Source organism: Streptomyces sp. NPDC053474 (assembly GCF_044544845.1).
In the GTDB taxonomy this organism is placed as follows: Bacteria; Actinomycetota; Actinomycetes; order Streptomycetales; family Streptomycetaceae; genus Streptomyces.
The window spans coordinates 109,668-132,054 of sequence record NZ_JBITXV010000004.1 but is presented as its reverse complement, the minus strand read 5'-3'; the positions used below and the strand labels follow the sequence as shown (position 1 = coordinate 132,054).

The 22,387-nt window shown below is 74.2% G+C and carries 19 protein-coding genes; 11 read left to right on the top strand and 8 right to left on the bottom strand.

Annotation, left to right across the window (positions count from 1 at the left end; all coding sequences use genetic code 11):
* The first annotated feature begins 19 nt into the window (after positions 1-19).
* Positions 20-322 (top strand): hypothetical protein, encoded by a 303-nt coding sequence (locus tag ACIG3E_RS10470; RefSeq protein WP_399613792.1) that lies wholly within the window; start codon positions 20-22, stop codon positions 320-322.
* 23 nt (positions 323-345) lie between these two features.
* Here the strand turns inward: ACIG3E_RS10470 and ACIG3E_RS10465 are convergent, their stop codons facing one another.
* Genes ACIG3E_RS10465 through ACIG3E_RS10455 form a run of 3 tightly spaced genes read right to left on the bottom strand, consistent with a single transcriptional unit; the run spans position 346 to position 3,565 of the window.
* Complete coding sequence (locus tag ACIG3E_RS10465; protein ID WP_399613789.1) at positions 346-1,416, bottom strand: prenyltransferase; 1,071 nt, start codon at positions 1,414-1,416, stop codon at positions 346-348.
* Complete coding sequence (locus ACIG3E_RS10460; RefSeq protein WP_399613787.1) at positions 1,413-2,177, bottom strand: methyltransferase domain-containing protein; 765 nt, start codon at positions 2,175-2,177, stop codon at positions 1,413-1,415. The genes ACIG3E_RS10465 and ACIG3E_RS10460 overlap by 4 nt, the downstream gene beginning before the upstream one ends.
* Positions 2,171-3,565 (bottom strand): glycosyltransferase family 4 protein, encoded by a 1,395-nt coding sequence (locus ACIG3E_RS10455; RefSeq protein ID WP_399613784.1) that lies wholly within the window; start codon positions 3,563-3,565, stop codon positions 2,171-2,173. Before ACIG3E_RS10455 ends, ACIG3E_RS10460 begins: the two co-directional genes overlap by 7 nt.
* Before the next feature lie 327 nt (positions 3,566-3,892).
* Between ACIG3E_RS10455 and ACIG3E_RS10450 the strand changes: the two genes are divergently transcribed.
* Positions 3,893-4,522 (top strand): TetR family transcriptional regulator, encoded by a 630-nt coding sequence (locus tag ACIG3E_RS10450; protein WP_399613782.1) that lies wholly within the window; start codon positions 3,893-3,895, stop codon positions 4,520-4,522.
* 30 nt (positions 4,523-4,552) lie between these two features.
* On the opposite strand, the gene ACIG3E_RS10445 is transcribed toward ACIG3E_RS10450, so the two are convergent.
* Together ACIG3E_RS10445 and ACIG3E_RS10440 are read right to left on the bottom strand one after the other, a co-directional pair.
* Complete coding sequence (locus tag ACIG3E_RS10445) at positions 4,553-4,786, bottom strand: ferredoxin (RefSeq protein ID WP_399613780.1); 234 nt, start codon at positions 4,784-4,786, stop codon at positions 4,553-4,555.
* Complete coding sequence (locus ACIG3E_RS10440) at positions 4,786-6,258, bottom strand: aldehyde dehydrogenase (protein WP_399613777.1); 1,473 nt, start codon at positions 6,256-6,258, stop codon at positions 4,786-4,788. The genes ACIG3E_RS10445 and ACIG3E_RS10440 overlap by 1 nt, the downstream gene beginning before the upstream one ends.
* A gap of 118 nt (positions 6,259-6,376) precedes the next feature.
* Here ACIG3E_RS10440 and ACIG3E_RS10435 point away from each other — a divergent pair, with 118 nt between their 5' ends.
* The gene (locus ACIG3E_RS10435) at positions 6,377-7,468 is read left to right on the top strand and encodes an MBL fold metallo-hydrolase (protein ID WP_399613774.1); all 1,092 of its coding nucleotides are present in this window, start codon (positions 6,377-6,379) and stop codon (positions 7,466-7,468) included.
* Positions 7,469-7,493: 25 nt separating this feature from the next.
* On the opposite strand, the gene ACIG3E_RS10430 is transcribed toward ACIG3E_RS10435, so the two are convergent.
* Positions 7,494-8,339 carry an SDR family oxidoreductase gene (locus tag ACIG3E_RS10430; protein ID WP_399613772.1) on the bottom strand — a complete coding sequence of 282 codons (846 nt, stop codon included), beginning with the start codon at positions 8,337-8,339 and terminating at the stop codon, positions 7,494-7,496.
* A gap of 376 nt (positions 8,340-8,715) precedes the next feature.
* Here ACIG3E_RS10430 and ACIG3E_RS10425 point away from each other — a divergent pair, with 376 nt between their 5' ends.
* The 6 genes from ACIG3E_RS10425 (at position 8,716) to ACIG3E_RS10400 (ending at position 15,200) form a co-directional block, all read left to right on the top strand.
* Positions 8,716-9,927, top strand: coding sequence for a prenyltransferase/squalene oxidase repeat-containing protein (locus ACIG3E_RS10425; protein ID WP_399613770.1), 1,212 nt, complete (start codon positions 8,716-8,718; stop codon positions 9,925-9,927).
* Positions 9,924-10,586: an SCO2322 family protein gene (locus tag ACIG3E_RS10420; RefSeq protein WP_399613768.1), complete on the top strand. Its 663-nt coding sequence runs from the start codon at positions 9,924-9,926 to the stop codon at positions 10,584-10,586. Before ACIG3E_RS10425 ends, ACIG3E_RS10420 begins: the two co-directional genes overlap by 4 nt.
* 14 nt (positions 10,587-10,600) lie before the next feature.
* A complete protein-coding gene (locus ACIG3E_RS10415) occupies positions 10,601-11,779 on the top strand; it encodes an energy-coupling factor transporter transmembrane component T (protein WP_399613765.1) in 1,179 nt (392 codons plus the stop codon).
* A gap of 2 nt (positions 11,780-11,781) precedes the next feature.
* Positions 11,782-13,512 (top strand): ABC transporter ATP-binding protein, encoded by a 1,731-nt coding sequence (locus ACIG3E_RS10410; RefSeq protein ID WP_399614804.1) that lies wholly within the window; start codon positions 11,782-11,784, stop codon positions 13,510-13,512.
* Positions 13,505-14,407, top strand: coding sequence for an ECF transporter S component (locus ACIG3E_RS10405; RefSeq protein WP_399613763.1), 903 nt, complete (start codon positions 13,505-13,507; stop codon positions 14,405-14,407). Before ACIG3E_RS10410 ends, ACIG3E_RS10405 begins: the two co-directional genes overlap by 8 nt.
* Positions 14,408-14,792: 385 nt before the next feature.
* Entirely contained in the window at positions 14,793-15,200 is a 408-nt protein-coding gene (locus tag ACIG3E_RS10400; protein WP_138959476.1) for a transglycosylase SLT domain-containing protein, read from the top strand.
* Between the two features lie 223 nt (positions 15,201-15,423).
* Here ACIG3E_RS10400 and ACIG3E_RS10395 read toward each other — a convergent pair whose 3' ends face one another.
* A complete protein-coding gene (locus ACIG3E_RS10395; protein WP_399613759.1) occupies positions 15,424-16,593 on the bottom strand; it encodes a steroid 3-ketoacyl-CoA thiolase in 1,170 nt (389 codons plus the stop codon).
* Positions 16,594-16,885: 292 nt separating this feature from the next.
* Here ACIG3E_RS10395 and ACIG3E_RS10390 point away from each other — a divergent pair, with 292 nt between their 5' ends.
* Entirely contained in the window at positions 16,886-18,130 is a 1,245-nt protein-coding gene (locus ACIG3E_RS10390) for a cytochrome P450 (protein ID WP_399614801.1), read from the top strand.
* A gap of 233 nt (positions 18,131-18,363) precedes the next feature.
* Entirely contained in the window at positions 18,364-19,998 is a 1,635-nt protein-coding gene (locus ACIG3E_RS10385; RefSeq protein WP_399613757.1) for a hypothetical protein, read from the top strand.
* Here the strand turns inward: ACIG3E_RS10385 and ACIG3E_RS10380 are convergent.
* Positions 19,955-22,204: a bifunctional glycosyltransferase 87/phosphatase PAP2 family protein gene (locus tag ACIG3E_RS10380; protein WP_399613755.1), complete on the bottom strand. Its 2,250-nt coding sequence runs from the start codon at positions 22,202-22,204 to the stop codon at positions 19,955-19,957. The two genes, ACIG3E_RS10385 and ACIG3E_RS10380, sit on opposite strands and share 44 nt — an antisense overlap.
* Positions 22,205-22,387: the final 183 nt, after the last annotated feature.

The window sequence follows — 22,387 nt, the reverse complement described above, 5'->3', positions numbered from 1 at the left end:
AAGCCGGTACCCGCCCCTCATGTCCCCCCGATTCACCAAGAGCACCCGAGGCGGCGCCGACGCCGCGAAGGTCGTCGTCGTCCTCGCGGACGTCGCGGCCATCATCATCGTTCTGTGGATCCTGATGGACCTGCTGAAGGCCAACCGGGGCAACGACCTGGTGCAGGTCGTGCGCGATGTCGCCCGGTGGCTCGCGAGCTGGTCGCACGACCTGTTCACCTTCGACGAGCGCTGGGCGCGGGTCGTGGCGGGCTACGGCCTGGCCGCCGTCGTGTACTTCGTGGTCGGCCACCTGGTGGCGGGGCAGCTGCGCCGGCACTGAGCGCGGGCCCCGCCGGGCAGGCCCTAGCAGCAGTCCGGGTCGAGCCCCGTGGGCAGGTCCGTGCCCGAGAAGACCCGGCAGGTCGCCTCGTCGCCGCCGAGCGCCGCCACCGCGAGGAGCAGGGAGCCCGCCGTCCAGGTGGTCTGCTCGACGGGCCAGACGGCCGCGTCGTCGTAGACGTATCCCGTCCAGTACAGGCCGGTCTCGTCGTCGCGCAGGTGCTGGATGGACTTCAGGACGTCCACGGCGCGGTCGGACTCGCCGAGCGCCCACAGGGCGAGGGCCAGCTCGGCGCTCTCGCCGCCGGTGACCCAGGGGTTGGGCACCACGCAGCGCACGCCGAGGCCGGGCACGACGAAGCGGTCCCAGCCCTCCTCGATGCGGGCCTTGGCCTCGGCCCCGGTGAGCGCGCCGCCGAGGACGGGGTAGTACCAGTCCATCGAGTAGCGGTCCTTGTCGAGGAACCGCTCGGGGTGGCGCCGGATCGCGTGGGCCAGGGCGCCCGCCGCCAGCTCCCAGTCCGGCTGGGGGTCCTCGCGCGTCTCGGCGATGGCGAGGGCGCAGCGCAGCGCCTGGTGGATGGAGGAGGAGCCGGTCAGGAGCGCGTCGGCGACCGGGGTGCCGTCCGGCTCCCGCTTCCAGCCGATCTGGCCGCCCGGCTGCTGGAGCGCGAGCACGAACTCGACGGCGGCCACGACCACCGGCCACATCCGGTCGAGGAACACCTCGTCGCCGGTGGTCAGATAGTGGTGCCAGACGCCGACGGCCACGTACGCGCAGAAGTTGGTCTCGCGGCCCCGGTCCGTGACGGCGTCCGGGTCGCCGTCGGCGTACGCCGCGTACCAGGAGCCGTCCGCGTTCTGGTGCCGGGCGAGCCAGTCGTAGGCGCGGGCGGCGGCCGCGTGCTCGCCCGCCGCGTCCAGGGCCATGGCCGCCTCGGTGTGGTCCCACGGGTCCAGGTGGTGGCCGCGGAACCAGGGGATGGCGCCGTCGGGGCGCTGCGCGGCGAGGATGCCGCGGACCGTGTCCGCCGCCTGATGCGCCGTCAGCACGCCGGGCAGGGCCAGGTGTTCGGTGCGCTCGGGACTCGTCACGCCCCGGCCTTCGCGTCGGCGGGGGCGGGGGTGGCGGCGGCGCGGGGCAGGTGCGGCTTGGTCGCGTACGCCACGAAGCTCTTGCCGATCAGCGGGTTCAGGGCCTGCTCGGCGAGCTTCGTCGCCAGCGGCTTCTTCATGATGTCCCAGACCAGGAGCTTGTGGTACGCGCGGACGGGCAGCGCCTTGTCGTTGTCCACGCCGAACGCGCACTTGAGCCACCAGTACGGGGAGTGCAGCGCGTGCGCGTGGTGGGTGCCGTAGGGCTTGAGGCCCGACTCACGCATCCTGGCGAGGAGTTCGTCGGCGCGGTAGATGCGGATGTGACCGCCCTCGACCTCGTGGTAGGCGTCGCTGAGGGTCCAGCAGACCTTCTCCGGGCCGTAGCGCGGGACCGTCACGGCTATGCGGCCGCCGGGCTTCAGGACCCGGACCATCTCCGCGAGGACGCCCTTGTCGTCGGGGATGTGCTCCATCACCTCGGAGATGATCACGACGTCGAACGACTCGTCGGGGAAGGGCAGGTTGAGCGCGTCGCCCTCCATCGCGGTCGCGGTGGCGCCCGCCGGGGCCTCACCCGCCTCCTTCATGGCCGCGAACCACTTCGCGACCTCGCGGATCTCCTCGCCGTTCCGGTCGAGCGCCACCACCTGGGCACCGCGCCGGTAGCACTCGAAGGCGTGCCGTCCGGCCCCGCAGCCGAGGTCGAGGACGCGGTCCCCCGGCGCGAGCGGGAAGCGGGTGAAGTCGACGGTCAGCACGGGGTCCTGCTTTCGTGGTGGGGGCCAGCAACTTCGGTGAGGGCGGCGGCGGGGGCCGCGGGGCGGACCGGGGCCGCGCCCGCGGCGTCGGCCATGGCCGCGCGGTAGCGCTCCACCGTGCCCTGCGCGGCCCGCGCCCAGGTGAAGCGCTCAAGGACGCGGGCGCGCCCGGCCGCGCCGAGCCTGGCCCGCAGCTCCGGGTCGCCGAGGAGCCGTCCGAGGCCCGCGGCCAGCGCCCCCGAGTCGCCGGGCGGCACGGCGAGGCAGGTGCGGCCGTCGGGCCCGGCGACCTCCGGGATGGCCCCGCCGGTCGTGGCGAGCAGCGGCGTCCCCGTGGCCATCGCCTCGGCCGCGGGCAGCGAGAAGCCCTCGTACAGGGAGGGCACGCACGCGACCTGCGCCGAGCGCACCAGGTCGACGAGTTCCGCGTCCGTGATGCCCTTGACGAACTCGACGGCCCCTTCGAGGCCGTACCGCTCGATGGCGGCGGCGACCGGGCCGTCCTCGGCGCGCTTGCCGACGACGACGAGGTGCGCGTCGGGGTGTTCCGTACGGGTCTTCGCGAGCGCCTCGACCAGGTGGATCAGGCCCTTGAGCGGCACGTCCGCGCTGGACGTCGTCACGATCCGGCCCGGCACCTGGGGCACGGCGGGGTCGGGCGAGAAGAGGTCGGTGTCGGCGCCGATGTGGACGACGTTGATCCGGTCCGGGCGGACGCCGAGGTGGTCGACGATCTCCTGGCGCGAGGTCCCGGAGACCGTGACGATCGAGGGCAGGCGGCGCGCGACGCGCTTCTGCATGCGCGTGAACGCGTACCAGCGCCGCACGGAGGCGCGGCGCTTCCAGTCGGCGGCCGCGTCCAGCTCCAGCTGCCGGTCGACGGTGATCGGGTGGTGGATGGTCGTCACCAGCGGGGCGCCGAGGTCGCCGAGCAGGCCGTAGCCGAGCGTCTGGTTGTCGTGGATGACGTCGAACGCGCCGCGCCGGGCGCGCAGTTGGCGCCGGGCCCGCAGGCTGAAGGTGACCGGCTCCGGGAAGCCGCCGGTCCACATGGTGGCGACTTCGAGGGCGTCGATCCAGTCGCGGAACTCGTCGCGCCTGGGGGTGCGGAAGGGGTCCGGCTGGCGGTAGAGGTCCAGGCTCGGCAGCTCGGTCAGGCTGAGCCCGGCGAGGTCCTCGCCCTCGTCGAGCACCGGGTAGGGCTGGGCGCCGATGACCTCGACGCGGTGGCCGAGCCGGGCGAGCTCACGCGAGAGGTGGCGTACGTACACGCCCTGGCCGCCGCAGAACGGGTTCCCCTTGTAGGTCAGGAGAGCGATGCGCAGGGCGCGGCCGCCGTCCGTCGCAGGGCCCGGCGGGGGGCCCGCCTCTCTGGCCTCAGCGGTCACTGTCGGCCCCCTTCTTCCTTCAGTATCCGGGAGACTACGCCGGGACGGTAATGTAGAACAAGTTTCAGAGTTGGTCCCCGTCGCGACCGCCCGTGATCGCCGGACGGGCTCGAATCTACCGGCAGGTAGCCACGCCGGAAGGCCCGGATCAGGTGATTCGCGCCACGGCGACCGCCCTGCTGTACGGTCGCATCGCGGTCGCGGTCCCGGCGTCCCGGGGACGGGACCACGGGGCGGAACTGTGGGATCTTTTGCGGACGAGTGGGCCGGGCTCGGGACCCCCGGGACCCCAGGGACGGCTGACGGGACTGACGGGGCGACGGGACGATGACAGCTGACGCGAAGACGGCCGGGGCGCGGGCGACGGTGTCACCCCCGCTCACCGAGCGCCAGGAGGCGCGCCGCCGCCGCATCCTGCACGCCAGCGCCCAACTGGCCAGCCGGGGCGGCTTCGACGCGGTCCAGATGCGCGAGGTCGCGGAGGCCGCCGGGGTCGCGCTCGGCACGCTCTACCGCTACTTCCCCTCGAAGGTGCACCTGCTCGTCGCGACGATGCAGGACCAGCTCCAGCGCATGCACACCACGCTGCGCAAGCGTCCGCCTGCCGGGGAGACGCCCGCCGAGCGGGTCGCGGAGACCCTGATGCGGGCCTTTCGCGCGCTCCAGCGGGAGCCGCACCTCGCGGACGCCATGGTGCGCGCCCTGACCTTCGCCGACCGCTCCGTGAGCCCCGAGGTGGACACGGTCTCGCGGCTCACCACGGCGATCGTCCTGGACGCCATGGGCCTGGACGGGCAGCCGACGGCGGCGCAGCTCTCCGCGGTGCGGGTGATCGAGCACACCTGGCACTCGGCGCTGATCACCTGGCTCTCCGGCCGGGCCTCCATCGCCCAGGTGAAGATCGACATCGAGATGGTGTGCCGACTGATCGACCTGACCGCGCCGGACCCCTCGTAGCGCACCCCGGCTCCCCTGCGGGGCGGTCGGCTACTCCTCCGGCGGGAACACCACCTCGCCACTGCCGAGCAGGGTGATCGTGATGGCCTCGACCGGGCAGCCCTCGGCGGCCCCAAGGAGCTGCTCGGACGCGTCCGTCTCCGCCCGCCGGGGGTGCGACTGGCGGGCGGCGTCCAGGGTGAAGCCGTCCGGCGCGAGGTTCACGCACATCCCGGAGCCGATGCACACCGACCGGTCGACCTCGACGTGCCAGCGGTCGCCCATCAGGCCCCGGCCCCCTCGGGCGCGTACCCGGCGGGCAGATGGATCATCTTGTGCTCGAAGTACTCGCCGTACCCCTCGGGCCCGAACTCCCGGCCGAGGCCGGAGTTCTTGTAGCCGCCGAAGGGGCCCGCCATGTCCAGGCTGAAGGTGTTCACCGCGTACGTGCCGGTGCGCACCCGGCGGGCGACGTCCAGGCCGCGCTCGACGTCGGCGGTCCACACGCTGCCGCTGAGGCCGTACTCGGAGTCGTTGGCGATCCGCACGGCCTCCTCCTCGTCGCCGTACTCGATGAGGCAGATGACGGGCCCGAAGATCTCCTCGCGGGCGACCCGCATGGAGTTGTCGACGCCGCCGAGCAGCGTCGGCTCGACGTACCAGCCGCGGTCGAACCCGGCGGGGCGGCCGCCGCCCGCCAGGATCTTGGCGCCCTCCTCCTGGCCGATGCGGATGTAGTCGAGCGAGCGCCGCTGCTGCCGCTCGGCGACCAGCGGCCCGAGTTCGGTCGCCGGGTCCATCGGGTCGCCGACCTTGAGCGCCGACGCGGCGGCGGCGAAGGCCTCGGCGAACTCGCCCGCGCGGGAGCGCGGCACGAGGATGCGGGTCTGGGCCACGCACGCCTGGCCGTTGATCATCCACGCGTAGGGCGCGATGCCCGCCACCGCGCTCGCCGCGTCGGCGTCGGGCAGGACGACGGCGGCCGACTTGCCGCCCAGCTCCAGGGTGACGCGCGTGAGATGGCGGGAGCAGACCTCCATGACGCGCTTGCCCGCGGCCACGGACCCGGTGAAGGACACCTTGTCGACGCCGGGGTGCCCGACGAGGTACTCGCTGACCTCCCGGCCCGCGGAGACGATGGAGAGCACGCCCTCCGGCAGGCCCGCCTCGGCGACGATCTCCGCGAGGACGTACGCGTCGAGCGGGGTCTCCGGCGAGGTCTTGAGGATCACCGGACACCCGGCGAGCAGCGCGGGCGCGAGCTTGGCCGCGGCGGTGAACTGCGGGACGTTCCACGGCACCACGGCCGCCACGACACCCATGGGCTCGCGCCGCACCAGGATCCCGCCGAGCACGCCCGCGCGCGCCTCCTCGTAGGTGAACTCCCGGGCCGTGGCGATCGCCGCGTCCCAGACCATCGTCGCGGCCAGGGCCTGCACCAGGACGGAGGCGGTGATCGGGGTGCCGTTCTCGGAGCTGATGACCCGGGCGAGCTCCTCGTGCCGCGCGGCAAGGCCGTCCTTGATCCTCGCGACGACCTCGATCCGCTCGTCGAGGCCCAGCCGGGGCCAGGGCCCTTCGTCGAAGGCCTCGCGGGCGCGGGCCACGGCCCGGTCGACGTCGGCCGTCGCGGCGTGCGGCACCCGCGCGAAGACCTCGCCGGTGTGCGGCGAGACGACCTCGATGACGTCCTTGCCGAGCGGCCGGGTCAACTCCCCGCCGATGAACAGCTGTCCGTGCTCCACGAGCTCCGTCATGGCCGACCGCCTCCTGCGGGACGCTTTCTGACGCTGTATCAGAACTGATATCAGTTCTAGTTATAGTGGGCAACGGCCGTGCGGCCGACAGCTCCGGCGGCAGGGACGGGGGCGGCGGATGACCCAGGCGACGGGCACAGGGGTGACCGGGCACGGCGGCGGGGTGTGGAGCATCGCCGTGCCGATCCCGGACAACCCCCTCGGCCACACGCTCGTGTACGTGCTCGACACCGACCGGGGCCCGGTCCTGGTCGACACCGGCTGGGACGACCCGGCGTCGTGGGACGCGCTCGTCGCGGGGCTCGCCGCCTGCGGCACCGAGGTCGCCGAGGTGCACGGGGTGCTGCTCACCCACCACCACCCGGACCACCACGGCCTGTCCGCGCGGGTGCGGGCCGCCTCCGGGGCGTGGCTCGCGATGCACGAGGCCGACGCGCACGTGGTGCGGCGCACCCGGGAGTATCCGATGCGGCGGTGGTTCGGGTATCTGGTGGACAAGCTGACCGCTGCGGGCGCGCCCGCCGAGCACGTGGCGCCGCTGGCCGCCGCCCGCGACGCGGGGCGCGTCCCCGGGCTCGCCACCCGCCTCCCCGCCCTGCCCGACCGGCCGATCCCGCCCGGCGAGCTCCTCGACCTGCCCGGCCGCCGCCTGCGCGCGCTCTGGACCCCGGGCCACACCCCGGGCCACGTGTGCCTGCACCTGGAGGAGGAGCATCCGGCTCGGCTCCCCGGGCGCGGGCGCCTGTTCAGCGGCGACCACCTGCTCCCGGGCATCACCCCGCACATCGGTCTGTACGAGGACCCGGACGACAGGACGGTGACCGATCCTTCCCCAAGCTCTCGGCTTCGCTCGAGCAGGGGAGACCCCATTGGGGACTATCTGGACTCCCTGGAGCGGGTCGGGCGGCTCGGTGTCGCGGAGGTCCTGCCCGCGCACCAGCACGCCTTCGCCCACGCGCCCGCCCGCGTACGGGAGTTGCTCGCCCACCACGAGGCGCGGCTCACGGGCCTGCTCGCGCTGCTCGCCGAGGCGCGCACGCCCTGGCAGCTCGCCGAGCGCATGGAGTGGAACAGGCCCTGGGCGGACATCCCCGCGGGGTCCCGCACCATCGCCGTCTCCGAGGCGGAGGCCCATGTGCGCAGGCTGGTGAAGCTGGGGCGGGCGCAAGCGGTGCCGGGCAGCGACCCGGTGGCGTACGCGGCGGTGTGAGGCCCCGCGGCGCGCGTCCGCCCCGTCACCAGCTCGACTCGCCCCGCAGGACCGCGTCCGCGCCGCCGTCGATGAAGACCACCTGGCCGGTGACGTGGGTGTTCTCCGGCGAGGTGAGGAAGTCGAGCAGCGGGGCGACCTGCTCCGGCTCGCCGTAGCCGTTCAGCGGCATGGGGACGGCGGCGTCCGCCATCGCGCGGATCTCCGGGTCCTCGATCAGGGGGCGGCTCATGGGGGTGCGGATGATGCCGGGCCCGATCGCGTTCAGCGGGATGCCCGCGCCCGCCCACGCCTCGCTCACGGCGGCGCGCCGCACCCACCGCGCGAGGGCCTGCTTGGCGGAGGCGTACACCCGCTGCTCCTCGCCGCGCTCGATCGCGGCGCGCGCGGCGGCGACGGCCGCGGCCTCGTCGTCGGCGAGCACCGCCTCGACGATCGCCGGGTCGGCGGGGTGCAGGACGGCCACGGACGCCACGGCGACCGCGCGCGGATCGCGGCCCGCGGCGAGCAGCGGCCGCAGTCCGCTGAGCGTGGCGATCGCGCCGAAGGCGTTCACCCGCACGGTCACGGGGTCGTACGCGGCGACCCCGGCGCAGGCGATCACGGCGTCGAGCCGCCCGCCGCCGAGGTCGGCCGCCGCCTCGGCGAGCAGCGCGCGGCCCTCCGCGGTGGCGAGGTCGGCACTGACGTCGGTGTCCTTGAGGTCCGCGCCGATGACCCGGCGGCCCCGCGCGCTCAACCGGCGCGCGGTGGCTCTGCCGATGCCGGAGGCGGCCCCGGTGATCAGATAGGTACGGGCGGCCGGGTCCGCGCCGCTGTCCTGCCGCCCACGGCTCGGGTCCGTCACGGTGGTGCTCCCCTCGACTGCCACGCCTTGAGGCTCCCGCCACGCTACGCCCGCCGCACGGAGGGCACCAGAGCGCGATCACGGGCCGCGCCTGCCCGGGAGGGGCGGCGTACGGGCCGGTAGAGTGTGCGGGTCGTCATCACGTACGTACGAGGGGAAGCCGGTGGAAGTCCGGCGCTGAACCTTCCCCGAGGTCCTGGCTTCGCTCGACCCGGGAGGGGCCGCCGTGGCACCACCCGCCCGTGGCGGGCCGGAGCACCTCGTGCGGCGCGTGACCGGCTCGCGTCATCGGGACCGTACCGATGGCCGGCACCGTCGAGGCATACGGAGCCGGAGCCGCCCGGTGCCCCTGTCGTGCCGTGCCGCCCGGCTCCCCGCAGGGAGAGGCACCCGCCGCATCATGAACGTTCGCCGCAGCGCAGCTGCCCTGGCCGCCGTCGCCGCCCTCGGCGCGGCCGCGGCCCCGGCCGCCCTCGCCGACGAGGCCTCGCCCTCGCCCTCCGGCGCGCTCCCCTCGGGTCTGTACGGCAAGGCGGACCCGAAGTTCGACGGCGTGTTCCGGCAGTCGTACGCCCTGCTCGCGCAGGACGCGACCGGGGTCACGCCCGCGACGAAGGCCGTGGACTGGCTGACCGGCCAGCAGTGCGCCAGCGGCGGCTTCGCGGCCTACCGCGCCGACGCCGACGTGCCCTGCGACTCCAAGGCGCAGGTCGACAGCAACTCGACGGCCGCGGCCGTGCAGGCCCTGGCCGCGCTCGGCGGCGAGAAGAAGGCCGTCGACAAGGGCGTGGCCTGGCTGAAGTCCGTGCAGAACCAGGACGGCGGCTGGGGCTACACCCCGGGCCTGCCGAGCGACGCCAACTCCACCGGCATCGTGATCGGCGCGCTCGCCGCCGCCGGGGAGAAGCCCGCGGCCGCGAAGTCCCAGAAGGGCAGGACCCCGCTGGACGCGCTGACGAAGCTCGCCATGGACTGCGGCAAGGACGGCGGCGCCTTCGGCCTCGCCGACGCCAAGTCCGGCAAGCTCGCGCCGAACGCCGACGCCACGGCGGCCGGAGTCCTCGGCGGCCTCGGCAAGGGCCTGGTCGTGAGCGCGCCGAAGAAGGACGCCGCCGCGCCGAAGTGCGTCAAGGCCGCGTCGGCGGACCAGGCCGCGGCCAACGGCACCGGCTACCTCATCGACGCCCTCGGCAAGTCCGGCCACCTCACCTCCTCCCTGCCCGGCTCCACGGACAAGCCCGACGTGGGCAACACCGCCGACGCGGTCGTCGCGCTGGCCGCCGCGGGCCAGGGCGAGCAGGCGAAGAAGGCCGCGGACTGGCTCGCGGACAACTCCGCGGACTGGGCGAAGCAGGGCGGCCCCGCCGCCTACGCGCAGCTGGTCTTCGCCGCCCACGCCGCGGGCCTCGACCCGCGCGACTTCGGCGGCGCCGACCTGGTCAAGCAGCTCAACGCGACCGGCCCGGCCCCGCGGGCGCAGGCCGCCGACGAGGAGAAGGACAAGGACGACGACGGCAGCGGCGTGAGCGTCTGGTGGATCGTCGGCGTCGGCCTGGCCGCGGGCGCGGGCATCGGCTTCCTCCTGAGCGGCCGCAAGAAGAACCAGCCGTGACGCACCGCCGTCGCGGACCCGGCCACCGCCGCACGGTGGCCGTGCTCCTCGCCGCCCTGCTCGCGCTCCTCGCGGCCGCCCCCGCCCACGCCGCCGACTACCGCTACTGGTCGTTCTGGCAGCGCGGCGAGGGCGGCACGTGGGCGTACGCGACCCAGGGGCCCTCGACGGCACGGCCCGACGACGGGGACGTGGACGGGTACCGCTTCGCCGTGTCCGCCGACGCGAAGACCGCGAAGAAGCCGCGCGGCGCCGCCGACTTCGACACCGTCTGCGCGGACACCAAGGCCGCTGCGGGCAAGAAGCGGATCGCGGTCGTCATCGACTTCGGCACGGCCGCCGACGCCCCCGGCGGGCGGACCCCGCCGAAGCCGCGTACCGCGTGCGCCCGCATCGACGACGGCGGTTCGAGCGCCGACGCGCTCGCCGCCGTCGCCGAGCCCCTGCGCTACGACAACAACGCGCTGCTGTGCGCCATCTCCGACTACCCCAAGTCCGGCTGCGGCGAGCAGGTGTCCGGCGACCAGAGCGACCGGAGCGAGCGCGGCGCCGCCGACGGGGGCGACGGCGGCCCGTCCGTCGGCCTGGTCGCCGGGGTCGCCGCCGTGGTCGTGCTCGGCGCCGCCGCCGTCTGGCAGGCCCGCCGCCGGCGCGGGTGAACCGGCCCGACGCGATGACCAGCCCACGCGATGTGCGGGCCGCCCCGCGCCGCCGCCTCGCCCCCGAGGCGAACCGCTCCAACGCCCTGCACCCGGGCGCCTGGTGGCTGTGGGCCCTCGGGCTCGCCACGGCCGCGTCGCGCACCACCAACCCGCTGCTCATCGGGCTGCTCGTCGGGGTCGCGGGATACGTCGTCGCGGCCCGGCGCACCTCCGCTCCGTGGGCGCGCGCGTACGGGGCGTTCGTGAAGATCGCCCTGTTCGTCATCGGCATCCGCCTGGTCTTCGCGGTGTTCCTCGGCTCGCCGATCCCGGGCACCCACCTCATCGTGACGCTGCCGGAGGTGCCGCTGCCGGACTGGGCGCAGGGCGTGCGGATCGGCGGCCGGGTCACCGCGGAGGGCGTGGTGTTCGCGCTGTACGACGGGGTGCGTCTGGCGGGCCTGCTGATCTGCGTGGGCGCCGCGAACGCCCTGGCGAGCCCCGCCCGGCTGCTGAAGTCCCTGCCGGGCGCCCTGTACGAGGCGGGCGTCGCCGTCGTCGTCGCGATGACGTTCGCGCCGAACCTGATCGCCGACGTCCAGCGGCTGCGCGCCGCCCGCAGGCTGCGCGGGCGCGCGGACCGCGGCGTCCGCGGCCTGCTCCAGGTCGGCCTGCCCGTCCTGGAGGGCGCCCTCGAACGGTCCGTGGCGCTGGCCGCCGCGATGGACGCGCGCGGCTTCGGGCGCACCGCCGCCGTACCCGCGCGGGTGCGCAGGACCACGGCGGCCCTGACGCTCGGCGGGCTCCTCGGCGTGTGCGCGGGCACGTACGGGCTGCTGACCGCGGACGGCGGGACGTACGGCCTGCCGGTGCTCGGCGCCGGGGTCGCCGCGGCGCTCGGCGGCCTGCGGCTCGGCGGGCGGCGCGCGGTGCGCACCCGCTACCGGCCCGACGCGTGGGGCGTGCGCGCCTGGCTCGTCGCCGGGTCCGGCGCCGCCGTCGCGGGCCTGATGATCGCCGCGAGTTCGTCCGGGGCCGCCGCCCTGCATCCGGGAGTCGTCCCGCTGATCGCGCCGGAGCTGCCGCTGTGGCCCGCCGCGGCGGTCCTGCTCGGCCTGCTCCCGGCGTTCGTCGCGCCGGTGCCGCCGCCCGCGCAGGCCCCCGCCCCCCGCCCGTCCCGAGCCACCGCCGCCCAGGAGCAGAGCCCATGACCATGATCCGGTTCGAGGACGTCTCCGTACGGTACGAGGGCACGGCACGGCCCACCGTCGAGCACGTGGACCTGGCCGTCCCCGAGGGCGAGCTGGTCCTGGTGGTGGGCCCGTCCGGGGTCGGCAAGTCCACGCTGCTCGGCACCGTCAGCGGGCTCGTGCCGCACTTCACCGGCGGCACGCTGCGCGGGCGCGTGACCGTGGCGGGCCGCGACACCCGCACCCACAAGCCGCGCGAGCTCGCCGACGTGGTCGGCACGGTGGGCCAGGACCCGCTCGCCCACTTCGTGACGGACACGGTCGAGGACGAGCTGGCGTACGGCATGGAGTCGCTCGGGCTCGCCCCCGGCGTGATGCGCCGCCGCGTCGAGGAGACCCTCGACCTGCTCGGCCTCGCCGAGCTGCGGGACCGGCCCCTCGCCACCCTGTCCGGCGGCCAGCAGCAGCGCGTCGCCATCGGCTCCGTCCTCACCCCGCACCCCCGGGTCCTGGTCCTCGACGAGCCGACGTCCGCGCTCGACCCGGCCGCGGCCGAGGAGGTCCTGGCCGTCCTCCAGCGCCTGGTCCACGACCTGGGCACCACGGTCCTGATGGCCGAGCACCGCCTGGAGCGGGTCGTCCAGTACGCCGACCAGGTGCTGCTCCTGCCCGCCCCCGGCGCGGCCCCCGTCCTGGGCGACCCGGCCGAGCTGATGGCCGTCTCGCCGGTGTATCCGCCGGTCGTGGCCCTGGGTCGACTCGCCGGGCTCACTCCGCTGCCGCTGACCGTGCGGGACGCCCGGCGCAAGGCGGCCGGGCTGCGCGAGCGGCTCGCCGACGCCGTGCCGCCGGAGCGGGACGCGGCGCCCGCCGTGCCCGCCCCGTCCGCCCCGAGTCGGGCGGCCTCGGCGGGGCGGTGGTGGCGGCTCGGGCGGACGTCACCCGAGGAGCCCGCAGAGCCCGCGGACGGCGCGGGCCCCGGCGCGGCCGCGAGCGGCGCGCGGGTCGAGGGGCTCGCGGTGCGCCGGGGGCGCGTCGAGGCGCTGCGGCGCGTCGACCTGGCCGTGGCGCCGGGCGAGACCCTCGCTCTGATGGGCCGCAACGGCGCGGGCAAGTCCACCCTCCTGTCCACCCTGGTGGGCCTGCTGCCACCGACGGCCGGGACGGTCCGCGTGGGCGGCCTCACCCCGCACCGCACGGCCCCGCGCGAGCTGATCCGCCGCGTCGGCCTCGTCCCGCAGGAGCCGCGCGACCTGCTGTACGCGGACACGGTCGCGGCCGAGTGCGCGGCCGCCGACCGCGACGCCGGGGCGCCCGCGGGCAGCTGCCGCGACCTGGTGGCTGAGCTGCTGCCGGGCATCGCCGACGACACGCACCCGCGGGACCTGTCCGAGGGCCAGCGCCTGGCCCTCGCCCTCGCGATCGTCCTCACGGCCCGGCCGCCGCTGCTGCTCCTCGACGAGCCGACCCGGGGCCTGGACTACGCGGCCAAGGCCCGTCTGGTCACGATCCTGCGCGGCCTCGCCGCCGAGGGCCACGCGATCGTCCTGGCCACGCACGACGTGGAGCTCGCCGCCGAGCTGGCGCACCGGGTGGTGGTCCTCGCCGAGGGCGAGATCGTCGCCGACGGCCCCACCGCCGAGGTGGTCGTGTCGTCCCCGGCCTTCGCCCCCCAGGTCACGAAGGTCCTGGCACCACAGAGGTGGCTCACGGTGACCGAGGTACGAGACGCTCTGGAGGCGGCCGATGGATAGCGCCCCAAAGGGGCGCGGGGCTCGGACATGTGCGGCTCCGCCGCGTGGGCGCGCCCAGCCCCCGACGGCCCGCGGAGGGGACGACCACGTGCGCCCCATAAGGCTGGGCCCCCGCTCCGTGGCCGCCCTGACGCTGGTGAGCGCCATCGGCGTGGCGGCCTTCGCCTGGCCCCTGCTCGCCGGGCCGGACTCAGGCCTTGGCGCACACGCGCAGGACGCACCCTGGCTGTTCGCGGCCCTGCTCCCCCTGCTGGTAAGCATCGTCGTGGCGACGATCTCGGACGTAGGCCTGGACGCGAAGGCCGTCGCGATGCTGGGGGTGCTCGCCGCGGCCGGGGCCGCGCTGCGGCCGCTCGGCGCCGGTACGGCCGGGATCGAGCCGATGTTCTTCCTGATGGTGCTGAGCGGGCGCGTGCTCGGGCCGGGCTTCGGCTTCGTGCTCGGGGCCGTGTCGATGTTCGCCTCCGCGCTGCTCACCGGCGGCGTGGGCCCCTGGATGCCGTTCCAGATGCTGTCCATGGGGTGGGTGTGCATGGGCGCGGGGCTCCTGCCGGGCGCCGAAAGCCTGCGGGGCCGCCGCGAGCTGTGGCTGCTCGGCGCGTACGGGGCGGTCGCCTCCGTCCTGTACGGGGCCGTGATGAACCTCCAGGGCTGGCCCTACATCTCCGGCCTCGCCACCGGCGTCTCCTACGTCCCCGGTGACGCGGTCGGCGACAACCTGGCCCGCTTCCTCGCGTACTGCCTGGCCACGTCGCTCGGCTGGGACCTGCCGCGGGCGGTGCTCACCGTCGTGCTGAGCCTCGCGCTCGGCCCGGCCGTCCTGAAGGCGCTGCGCCGGGCCACGCGGCGGGCCGCGTTCGAGGCGCCGGTCACATTCGAGGCCCCGAAGCCGTGAGCGGCGTTGCGCGTTCTGTGATGAAACAGGGGGGTGGGCGGTGAGCCGCCCCACAGGACTTTGGTCCTCTACTACGGAACCCCGTAGCCGCACCTTGCTGTCACGTACACGCCAATTCACGCCCTGACCTGCGGATTGAGAGCCAGATCACAGCGGGGCCCTTCGTCCGAGGTGCGAGTGCCACTAGTAAGAGGGGTCATTGCGGCGACGTAACAGCCCTGCTTCTCTGGATGAGTCGCACGGCGCCGACCGGCCGTCCACGAGCCCCCCGGGCACTTCCGGGAAACAGCTCAAGGCCTCGGCGCCGACGCATTTGCCCCCGCTCCTCACGAGCCGGAGCGGCAAGCGCCCCGCGACCGTCCTGTACCCGACCGGAAGGTCCTCTGTGTCCGTCACGCTCCTCCGCCGCATCACGCCCAAGAAGGCCCTCGTCGGCGGTGCCCTCGCCGCCGCCGCCACCGGCATGGTCTTCGCCGCGGCCCCCGCTCAGGCCGCCCCGGCGTCCGACTCGGCCAAGGCCGTGGCGCAGCGAGTGATCGGCGACGCCGGCCAGTTCCAGTGCTTCGACAAGATCGTCTCCCACGAGAGCGGCTGGAACGTCACCGCCACGAACTCCTCGTCCGGCGCGTACGGCCTGGTCCAGGCCCTGCCCGGCTCGAAGATGGCCTCGGCGGGCGCCGACTGGAAGACCAACGCCGAGACCCAGATCAAGTGGGGCCACTCCTACATGAACGAGCGCTACGGCAGCCCGTGCGCGGCGTGGAACCACTGGCAGGCCAACGGCTGGTACTGAGCCTGGCCCCTGGGCCTCGAACAGTGAGGGCGGTCACCCCCGGGCGGGGTGGCCGCCCTTTTCCCCACCCGCCCGCCCTCATCGCGCTGGCGCGCTCGTCCTCAAACGCCGGACGGGCTGAAACTCTCCGGCTCGGGCCGTGGGTATTCAGCCCGTCCGGCGTTTGAGGACGAGGCGCGGAGCGCCGATACGGGGGGTCCAGGGGGGCGGAGCCCCCCTGGCGCTACAGGCGCTGCAAGATCGTGGCGGTAGCCACCGCACCCCCGGCACACATCGTCACCAGGGCAAACTCCTTGTCGCGCCGCTCCAGCTCATGCAACGCCGAAGTCAGCAACCGCGCCCCCGTCGCGCCCACGGGATGCCCGAGCGCGATCGCGCCCCCGTTCACGTTCACCTTCTCCAGGTCCTGCTCGAAGACCCGCGCCCAGCTGAGTACGACCGAGGCGAAGGCCTCGTTGATCTCGACGAGGTCGATGTCCCGCAGGGACATCCCGGCCTTGCCGAGCACGGCCCGGGTCGCGTCGACGGGCCCGTCGAGGTGGAAGTGCGGGTCGGCCCCCACGAGGGCCTGCGCGACGATCCGCGCGCGCGGCCTGAGCTTGAGGGCGCGCGCCATCCGCTTGGAGGCCCACAGCAGGGCCGCGGCCCCGTCGGAGATCTGGGAGGAGTTCCCGGCGGTGTGCACGGCGGTCGGCATGACCGGCTTGAGCCCGGCGAGGGCCTGAAGGGACGTGTCGCGCAGGCCCTCGTCCCGGTGCACGAGCCGCCACATCCCCTGCCCTGCGGCCTGCTCCTCCTCGGTGGTGGGCACCTGGACCGCGAAGGTCTCCCGCTTGAAGCGCTCCTCGGCCCACGCGGCGGCCGCCCGCTCCTGGGAGAGCAGCCCGAGGGCGTCCGTGTCCCGCCGGGTAAGCCCGCGCCTGCGCGCGATCCGCTCGGCGGCCTCGAACTGGTTGGGCAGGTCGACGTTCCACTCGTCGGGGAAGGGCTTGCCCGGGCCGTGCTTGCTGCCGGACCCCAGCGGCACCCGGGACATGGACTCGACGCCGCAGCTGATGCCGATGTCGATCACGCTCGCCGCGACCATGTTGGCGACCATGTGGCTGGCCTGCTGCGAGGAGCCGCACTGGCAGTCGACGGTCGTCGCGGCCGTCTCGTAGGGCAGGCCCATGGTGAGCCAGGCCGTGCGCGCCGGGTTCATGGACTGCTCGCCCGCGTGCGTGACGGTGCCGCCGACGATCTGCTCGACGCAGTCGGCGTGGATGCCGGTCCGCCCGAGGAGCTCGCGGTAGGTCTCGCCGAGGAGGTAGGCGGGATGGAGGTTGGCGAGGGCTCCTCCTCGCTTGCCGATCGGGGTGCGTACGGCTTCGACGATGACAGGTTCGGCGGCCACGATCTCGTCCTCTCCTCCGGATGCCGCGGGGCGTCCCGGCGCCCCGCCCGCGTAGCACGCGAGAACTGGTACGCGTTCTAGTTCCGGTCAGCAGTCTGCTGAGCCCCACCCCTCTCCCGCAAGGGTCGTGCACGCACCCAGACCCGCCACGCGCGCAACGAACCGCCCCGTGAGCCTTGCGACTTGTAGAACCCGTTATTACCTTTCGAGCCATCTCCTGATGGACCGTCAGACCCCGAGCGGCCGCACACCGCCGCCCGACCACACCGGTGCCGAACGCCTGGAGCCCCCGATGCCCTGTCCCGCGCTGCCCGACGGGTTCGACTTCACCGACCCGGACGTCCTCCAAGACCGCGTGCCCTTCCCGGAGTTCGCGCGCCTTCGGCAGGTGGAGCCGGTGCGCTGGGTGGCGCAGCGCCCGGGGATCGCAGGCTACGACGACGCGGGCTACTGGGCCGTGACCCGGCACGCCGACGTCAAGCACGTCTCCACGCACCCCGAGCTGTTCTCCTCGAACCTCAACACCGCGATCATCCGCTTCAACGAGTCGATCAGCCGCGACCAGATCGAGGTCCAGAAGTTGATCATGCTCAACATGGACCCGCCCGAGCACACCCGGGTCCGCCAGATCGTCCAGCGCGGCTTCACGCCCCGCGCCATCCGCTCCCTGGAGGACGCCCTGCGGACGCGCGCCCACGGGATCGTCCGCGCCGCCCTGGAGAACGCGCGGGCCGACGGCGACTTCGACTTCGTCACCCAGGTCGCCTGCGAGCTGCCCCTGCAGGCCATCGCCGAGCTCATCGGGGTGCCCCAGGAGGACCGTTCCAAGATCTTCGAATGGTCCAACAAGATGGCGGGGTACGACGACCCGGAGTACGCGATCACCGAGGAGGTCGGCACCGAGGCCGCCATGGAGATCGTCTCGTACGCGATGAACCTCGCCGCCGCGCGCAAGGAGTGCCCGGCCGGGGACATCGTCAGCCAGCTGGTCGCGGCGGAGGACGAGGGGAACCTCTCCTCCGACGAGTTCGGGTTCTTCGTGATCCTGCTCGCCGTCGCGGGCAACGAGACCACGCGCAACGCCATCACCCACGGCATGCACGCCTTCCTCACCCACCCCGACCAGTGGGACCTCTTCAAGCGGGAGCGGCCGGTGACCACCGCCGAGGAGATCGTGCGCTGGGCCACGCCCGTGGTCTCCTTCCAGCGCACGGCCACCGAGGACACCGAGCTGGGCGGCGCCCCGATCAAGCGGGGCGACCGCGTCGGCGTCTTCTACTCCTCCGCCAACCACGACCCCGAAGTCTTCGCGGACCCCGAGGCGTTCGACATCACCCGGGACCCGAACCCCCACCTCGGCTTCGGCGGCGGCGGACCGCACTTCTGCCTCGGCAAGTCCCTCGCGGTCCTGGAGATCAACCTCATCTTCGACGCCGTCGCCGAGGCGATGCCCGACCTGCGCCTGACGGGCGACCCGCGCCGCCTCCGCTCGGCCTGGCTCAACGGGGTCAAGGAGCTCCGGGTCAGCACCCGCTGACCGGGCCCCACGGGAGGCAGGGGCCCATCCCCTACGCTCCGCCCCTGCCTCCCCTGGCCGAATCCCGCGCCTCGCGCGAACCACCCATCACACTCGTACCGCCCCGAACCACCCCGAGTCATTCCGCCATATGTTCACTTGATCGGCAGAACGCGCCAACGTTTTCGTCATCCGGAGCGTCTAGGGGGGTGAACGCCGCCCCTTCATCAGCGTCAAGACTTCGAACGGAAACGGTGACCGTGGTCTCTGCCGACCTCTCGATCGTTCCCACCGGCAGCTCGCCCACCGACCGGAAGAATCCCTTCCGGGTCGCCCGCTCCTTCTACCGGCGCCACCGCGTCCCCGTCCTCGCCACCGCCCCCACGCTCCCGCTGTACGCGGTCTGGGCCGCGTTCCTCGCCACCGGCGGCGGCGACCTCGCCGCGCAGCAGGCCTGGGCCCGCTTCGCGGACGACCACGGCACGGCCGCGTACAGCCTGTTCTGGTACGGCGGCATGCACACCGCCAACTACAGCGTGATCTCGCCGTACTTGATGGCCGCGCTCGGCGTGAAGACCGTCACGGTGCTCTCCGGGGTCGCCGGTGCCTGGCTGGTCGCCAAGCTCATCGAGCGGGCCGGGGTGGGCCGCCCGGTCGCCCCCGCCGTGCTCGCCTCGCTCGCCGTGTGGTGCAACGTCGCCTCCGGGCGCACCACGTTCGCGCTCGGCCTCGCCTTCGGCCTCGGCGCCGTCCTCGCCCTGCTCGGCACCCGGCGCCCGGCCGTCGCGGCCCTGTGCGCGGCGCTCGCCACCATGGCGTCCCCGGTGGCGGGCCTGTTCCTGCTCGTGGCGGGCGCGGGCTACTTCTTCGTACGGGAGTGGGGCCGGGCCCTGGCGCTGCTGCTTCCGCCCGTCGCGGTGGTCGGCACCACGACCGTGCTGTTCCCCTTCAAGGGCGAGCACCTGATGTGGGCGGACCGGATCTTCCCGCCGGTCCTCTTCAGCCTCGTCCTGATCCTGGCGGGGCCGCGCGAGTGGCGGGTGCTGCGCTGGGGCGCGGGCGTGTACGCGGCCGGGACCGTCCTGACGTACCTCATCCCCTCGCCGATCGGCACGAACGTCGAGCGGCTCGCCGAGCTGGTCGCGCCCGCGCTGCTGCTCGCCGCGCTGCTCACCCCGGCGCTCCCGGTGCTGCGCCGCGTCGCCCTGGTCACGGCGCTCGTCGCGTCGACGGCGTGGGTGGCGCAGAAGACCGTCGACGACCTGGAGGTGTCGACGGTGGTCCCGGCGTGGGCCACCGACACCCAGGGGGTGGTGAGCGCCCTGCAGCGGCTCGGCGCCGACCGGGGCCGGGTCGAAGTGGTCCCGGCCCGCAACCACCGCGAGGCCACCGCGCTCGCCCCGTACGTGAACATGGCGCGCGGCTGGAACCGCCAGCTCGACATCGAGCGCGGCCGCCTCTTCTACGACGGCTCGTTCTCCGCCACCACCTACCGGGCCTGGCTCGACAAGTGGGCCGTGGGCTTCGTGGTCCTTCCCTCCGGGCGCCCGGACGGGCCCGCCCTGGACGAGGCCGCCCTCGTCAGGAGCCGCCCGACGTGGCTGGAGCCGGTGTGGAAGGGCAGACACTGGCAGGTCTTCCGCGTGCGCGACGCCGTCCCGATGGCGTCGGCTCCCGCCTCCGTGGTCCGCTCCACCAGTACGGACGTGGTGGTGCGGGTCCCGGAGCGGGGGCCGGTCACCGTGCGCGTCGTGTACTCGCCGTGGCTGCGGGCCAAGGGCGCGTGCCTGGCCAAGGAGGGCGACTTCACCCGGCTCACGGTGCCCGCGCCGGGCACCTACACGATCAGCTCGGGGTACGGTCGCCCGGCGCGTCCCGCCCGCTGCTGACGGGCGCGGACCCGTCCGGCGGCTCGGGGCCGTCCCGGCTCTCGCCCTCGGCTCCGGCTCTCTCGGCCTTGGCCCCCTCGGCCTGGGCCTCGGCCCTCTCCGCCTTGGCCTGGGCCCCGATCTGCGGCTCGGGCCCGGCCGCGGGCTCCGCGCCGCCCCCGGCCCCCGCCGTCGCGGGCACCAGGGATCCGAGCCCCGGTTTCGGCGAACCGAGCTTGAGGACCTCCTTCACCCGCGGCCCCTGGAGCAGATAGGTCAGGCCGAAGCCCGCGCCGACGACCGCCGCGCCGCCCACCGCGTCGAGCACCCAGTGGTTGCCGGTGCCGACGATCGCGCACACCGTGAAGAACGGGTGCAGCAGGCCGAGGGCCTTCATCCACCACTTCGGGGCGAGGATCGCGATGGTCAGACCGCACCACAGGGACCAGCCGAAGTGCAGCGAGGGCATCGCCGCGTACTGGTTGGTGAGCTTGGTCAGCGTGCCGTAGTCCGGCTGCGAGAAGTCCTGCGGGCCGTGGATGGTGTCGATGAAGCCCAGGTCCTCCATCAGGCGCGGCGGCGCCAGCGGGTAGCCCCAGAAGCCGACGAGCGCGAGCAGCGTGGCGAAGCCGAGCGCGGAGCGCGCCCAGCGGTACTGGGCGGGGCGCCGCAGATACAGGATCGCGAGGACGCTCAGCGGCACCACGAAGTGGAACGACGTGTAGTAGAAGTTGAAGAAGCTCTCCATCCACGGCGTCCGTGCCGTCAGATGGTTGAACCAGTGCTCGATGTCGATGTGCAGGAACTGCTCGATGGAGTGGACCTGCTCGCCGTGCGCCTCGGCCCGCTCGCGGCCGCCGGAGATGGTGCCGCCGGTCGCGGCGAGGCGGGTCTGCTGGTAGGCGGAGTAGCCGACGCGGATCAGGAGCAGTTCGAGCAGCAGGTTCGGCCGGGTGAGCACGCGCCGCCAGAACGGGAACAGCGGCACCCACGTCCACCGCGCCGGGACCGGGGCGGCGTACGAGGTGGGGATCGGCTTGCGGTACTCCGGCGCGGTCCGGGACAGGAACGGCACGATCAGCGCGGAGGCGAGCGCGGCGAGCAGGACCACGTTGTCGCGCAGCGGGTCGAGGACCGACATGTTCGGGAGCATCATCTTCGACGGCAGCGTCATCACCAGGACGATGGCGATGGGCCACACGTACCGGTCGGACGCGCGCTTGCCGACCCGGCCGACCACCGCGAGCAGCAGCCACAGGAGCTGGTGCTGCCAGCTCGTCGGGGACACGGCGACGGCCACGCAGCCGGTGAGCGCGACGGCGAGCAGCAGCTGGCCGTCCTTGGCGTACCGCACGGCCCGGCGCAGGCCGAGGACGGCGACGGCGGCGCCCAGGGCCAGGAAGAGCCCGATCTCCAGCGGCCCCTGGAGGCCGAGGCGGAGCAGCGCGCCGTGCAGGGACTGGTTGGCGTTGGCGTCCGGGTTCGCGCCGAGGCCCGCGCCCGCCAGGTGGTGCACCCAGTACGTCGTCGAGTCGTGCGGCAGGGCCGCCCAGGCGACGCCGGTCAGCCCGACGAAGGTGAGGCCGAGGGACGCGGTGGCCTTCCTGCGGCCGGTGAACCACAGCAGCGGCGCGAAGAGCAGCACGGCGGGCTGGAGCGCGGCGGCGACGCCGATCAGGATGCCGCTGGCCCGCTCGCCCCGGGCGGCGAAGCACCCGAGCAGCACGAGCAGGACCGGGATGATGCTGGTCTGCCCCAGGTGCAGCGTGTTGCGCACGGGCAGGGACAGCATGAGCAGGCAGATGGCGACGGGCGCCGCGAGCAGCGAGGCGCGCCGCGAGACGGGCTGCGGCAGGGCGCGGGCGGCGACGAGCCCGAGGGCGACGACGAGCCCGAGGGTGCCGAAGGTCCAGGCCCAGCCGAGCGCCTGCTCGGCGGAGCTGGCGAAGGGCTTGAGGACGAGCCCGGCGAACGGCGTGCCGGTGAACTTGTCCGCGTCGTACAGCGAGCCCTTCACGTGCAGCACGCCGTTCGGCCCGATCCAGGTCTCCAGGTCGGTCAGCCGCTCGCCCTTGGGGGTGCGCAGGACGACGGCGGCCTGCCGGACCGCCAGGACGGCGGCGACCAGCCAGAGGGCGACCCGGATCGCCTCGATCCGCGCCTTGGGCGAACCGGGCGGCCCCGCGCCAAAGGCGCTTCCCGGTCCCCTGTGCTCAACATTCGCCACGCCCTGTCGGCCCTCCCGCCCCATCCGTCATCCTCGATCAAAGTGCCAGGAGATCCGCGATCTCACCTGAAGAGGCTCGCACGCCCTTGGGAGAGACGCGCGCCACCCCCGCTTCACCTGGCGGCCACACCGCTTTCTACCGGCTTCCCGGCTGAGGTGGCCAACCGGGGCGGCCCCCGGAGC

Excerpts from the sequence above, each read along its gene's own strand:
- ACIG3E_RS10470 (WP_399613792.1), top strand. The coding sequence starts at position 20 with ATGTCCCCCCGATTCACCAAGAGCACCCGAGGCGGCGCCGACGCCGCG.
- ACIG3E_RS10450 (WP_399613782.1), top strand. The coding sequence starts at position 3,893 with ATGACAGCTGACGCGAAGACGGCCGGGGCGCGGGCGACGGTGTCACCC.
- ACIG3E_RS10445 (WP_399613780.1), bottom strand. The coding sequence starts at position 4,786 with ATGGGCGACCGCTGGCACGTCGAGGTCGACCGGTCGGTGTGCATCGGC.
- ACIG3E_RS10440 (WP_399613777.1), bottom strand. The coding sequence starts at position 6,258 with ATGACGGAGCTCGTGGAGCACGGACAGCTGTTCATCGGCGGGGAGTTG.
- ACIG3E_RS10435 (WP_399613774.1), top strand. The coding sequence starts at position 6,377 with ATGACCCAGGCGACGGGCACAGGGGTGACCGGGCACGGCGGCGGGGTG.
- ACIG3E_RS10425 (WP_399613770.1), top strand. The coding sequence starts at position 8,716 with ATGAACGTTCGCCGCAGCGCAGCTGCCCTGGCCGCCGTCGCCGCCCTC.
- ACIG3E_RS10415 (WP_399613765.1), top strand. The coding sequence starts at position 10,601 with ATGACCAGCCCACGCGATGTGCGGGCCGCCCCGCGCCGCCGCCTCGCC.
- ACIG3E_RS10410 (WP_399614804.1), top strand. The coding sequence starts at position 11,782 with ATGATCCGGTTCGAGGACGTCTCCGTACGGTACGAGGGCACGGCACGG.
- ACIG3E_RS10405 (WP_399613763.1), top strand. The coding sequence starts at position 13,505 with ATGGATAGCGCCCCAAAGGGGCGCGGGGCTCGGACATGTGCGGCTCCG.
- ACIG3E_RS10390 (WP_399614801.1), top strand. The coding sequence starts at position 16,886 with ATGCCCTGTCCCGCGCTGCCCGACGGGTTCGACTTCACCGACCCGGAC.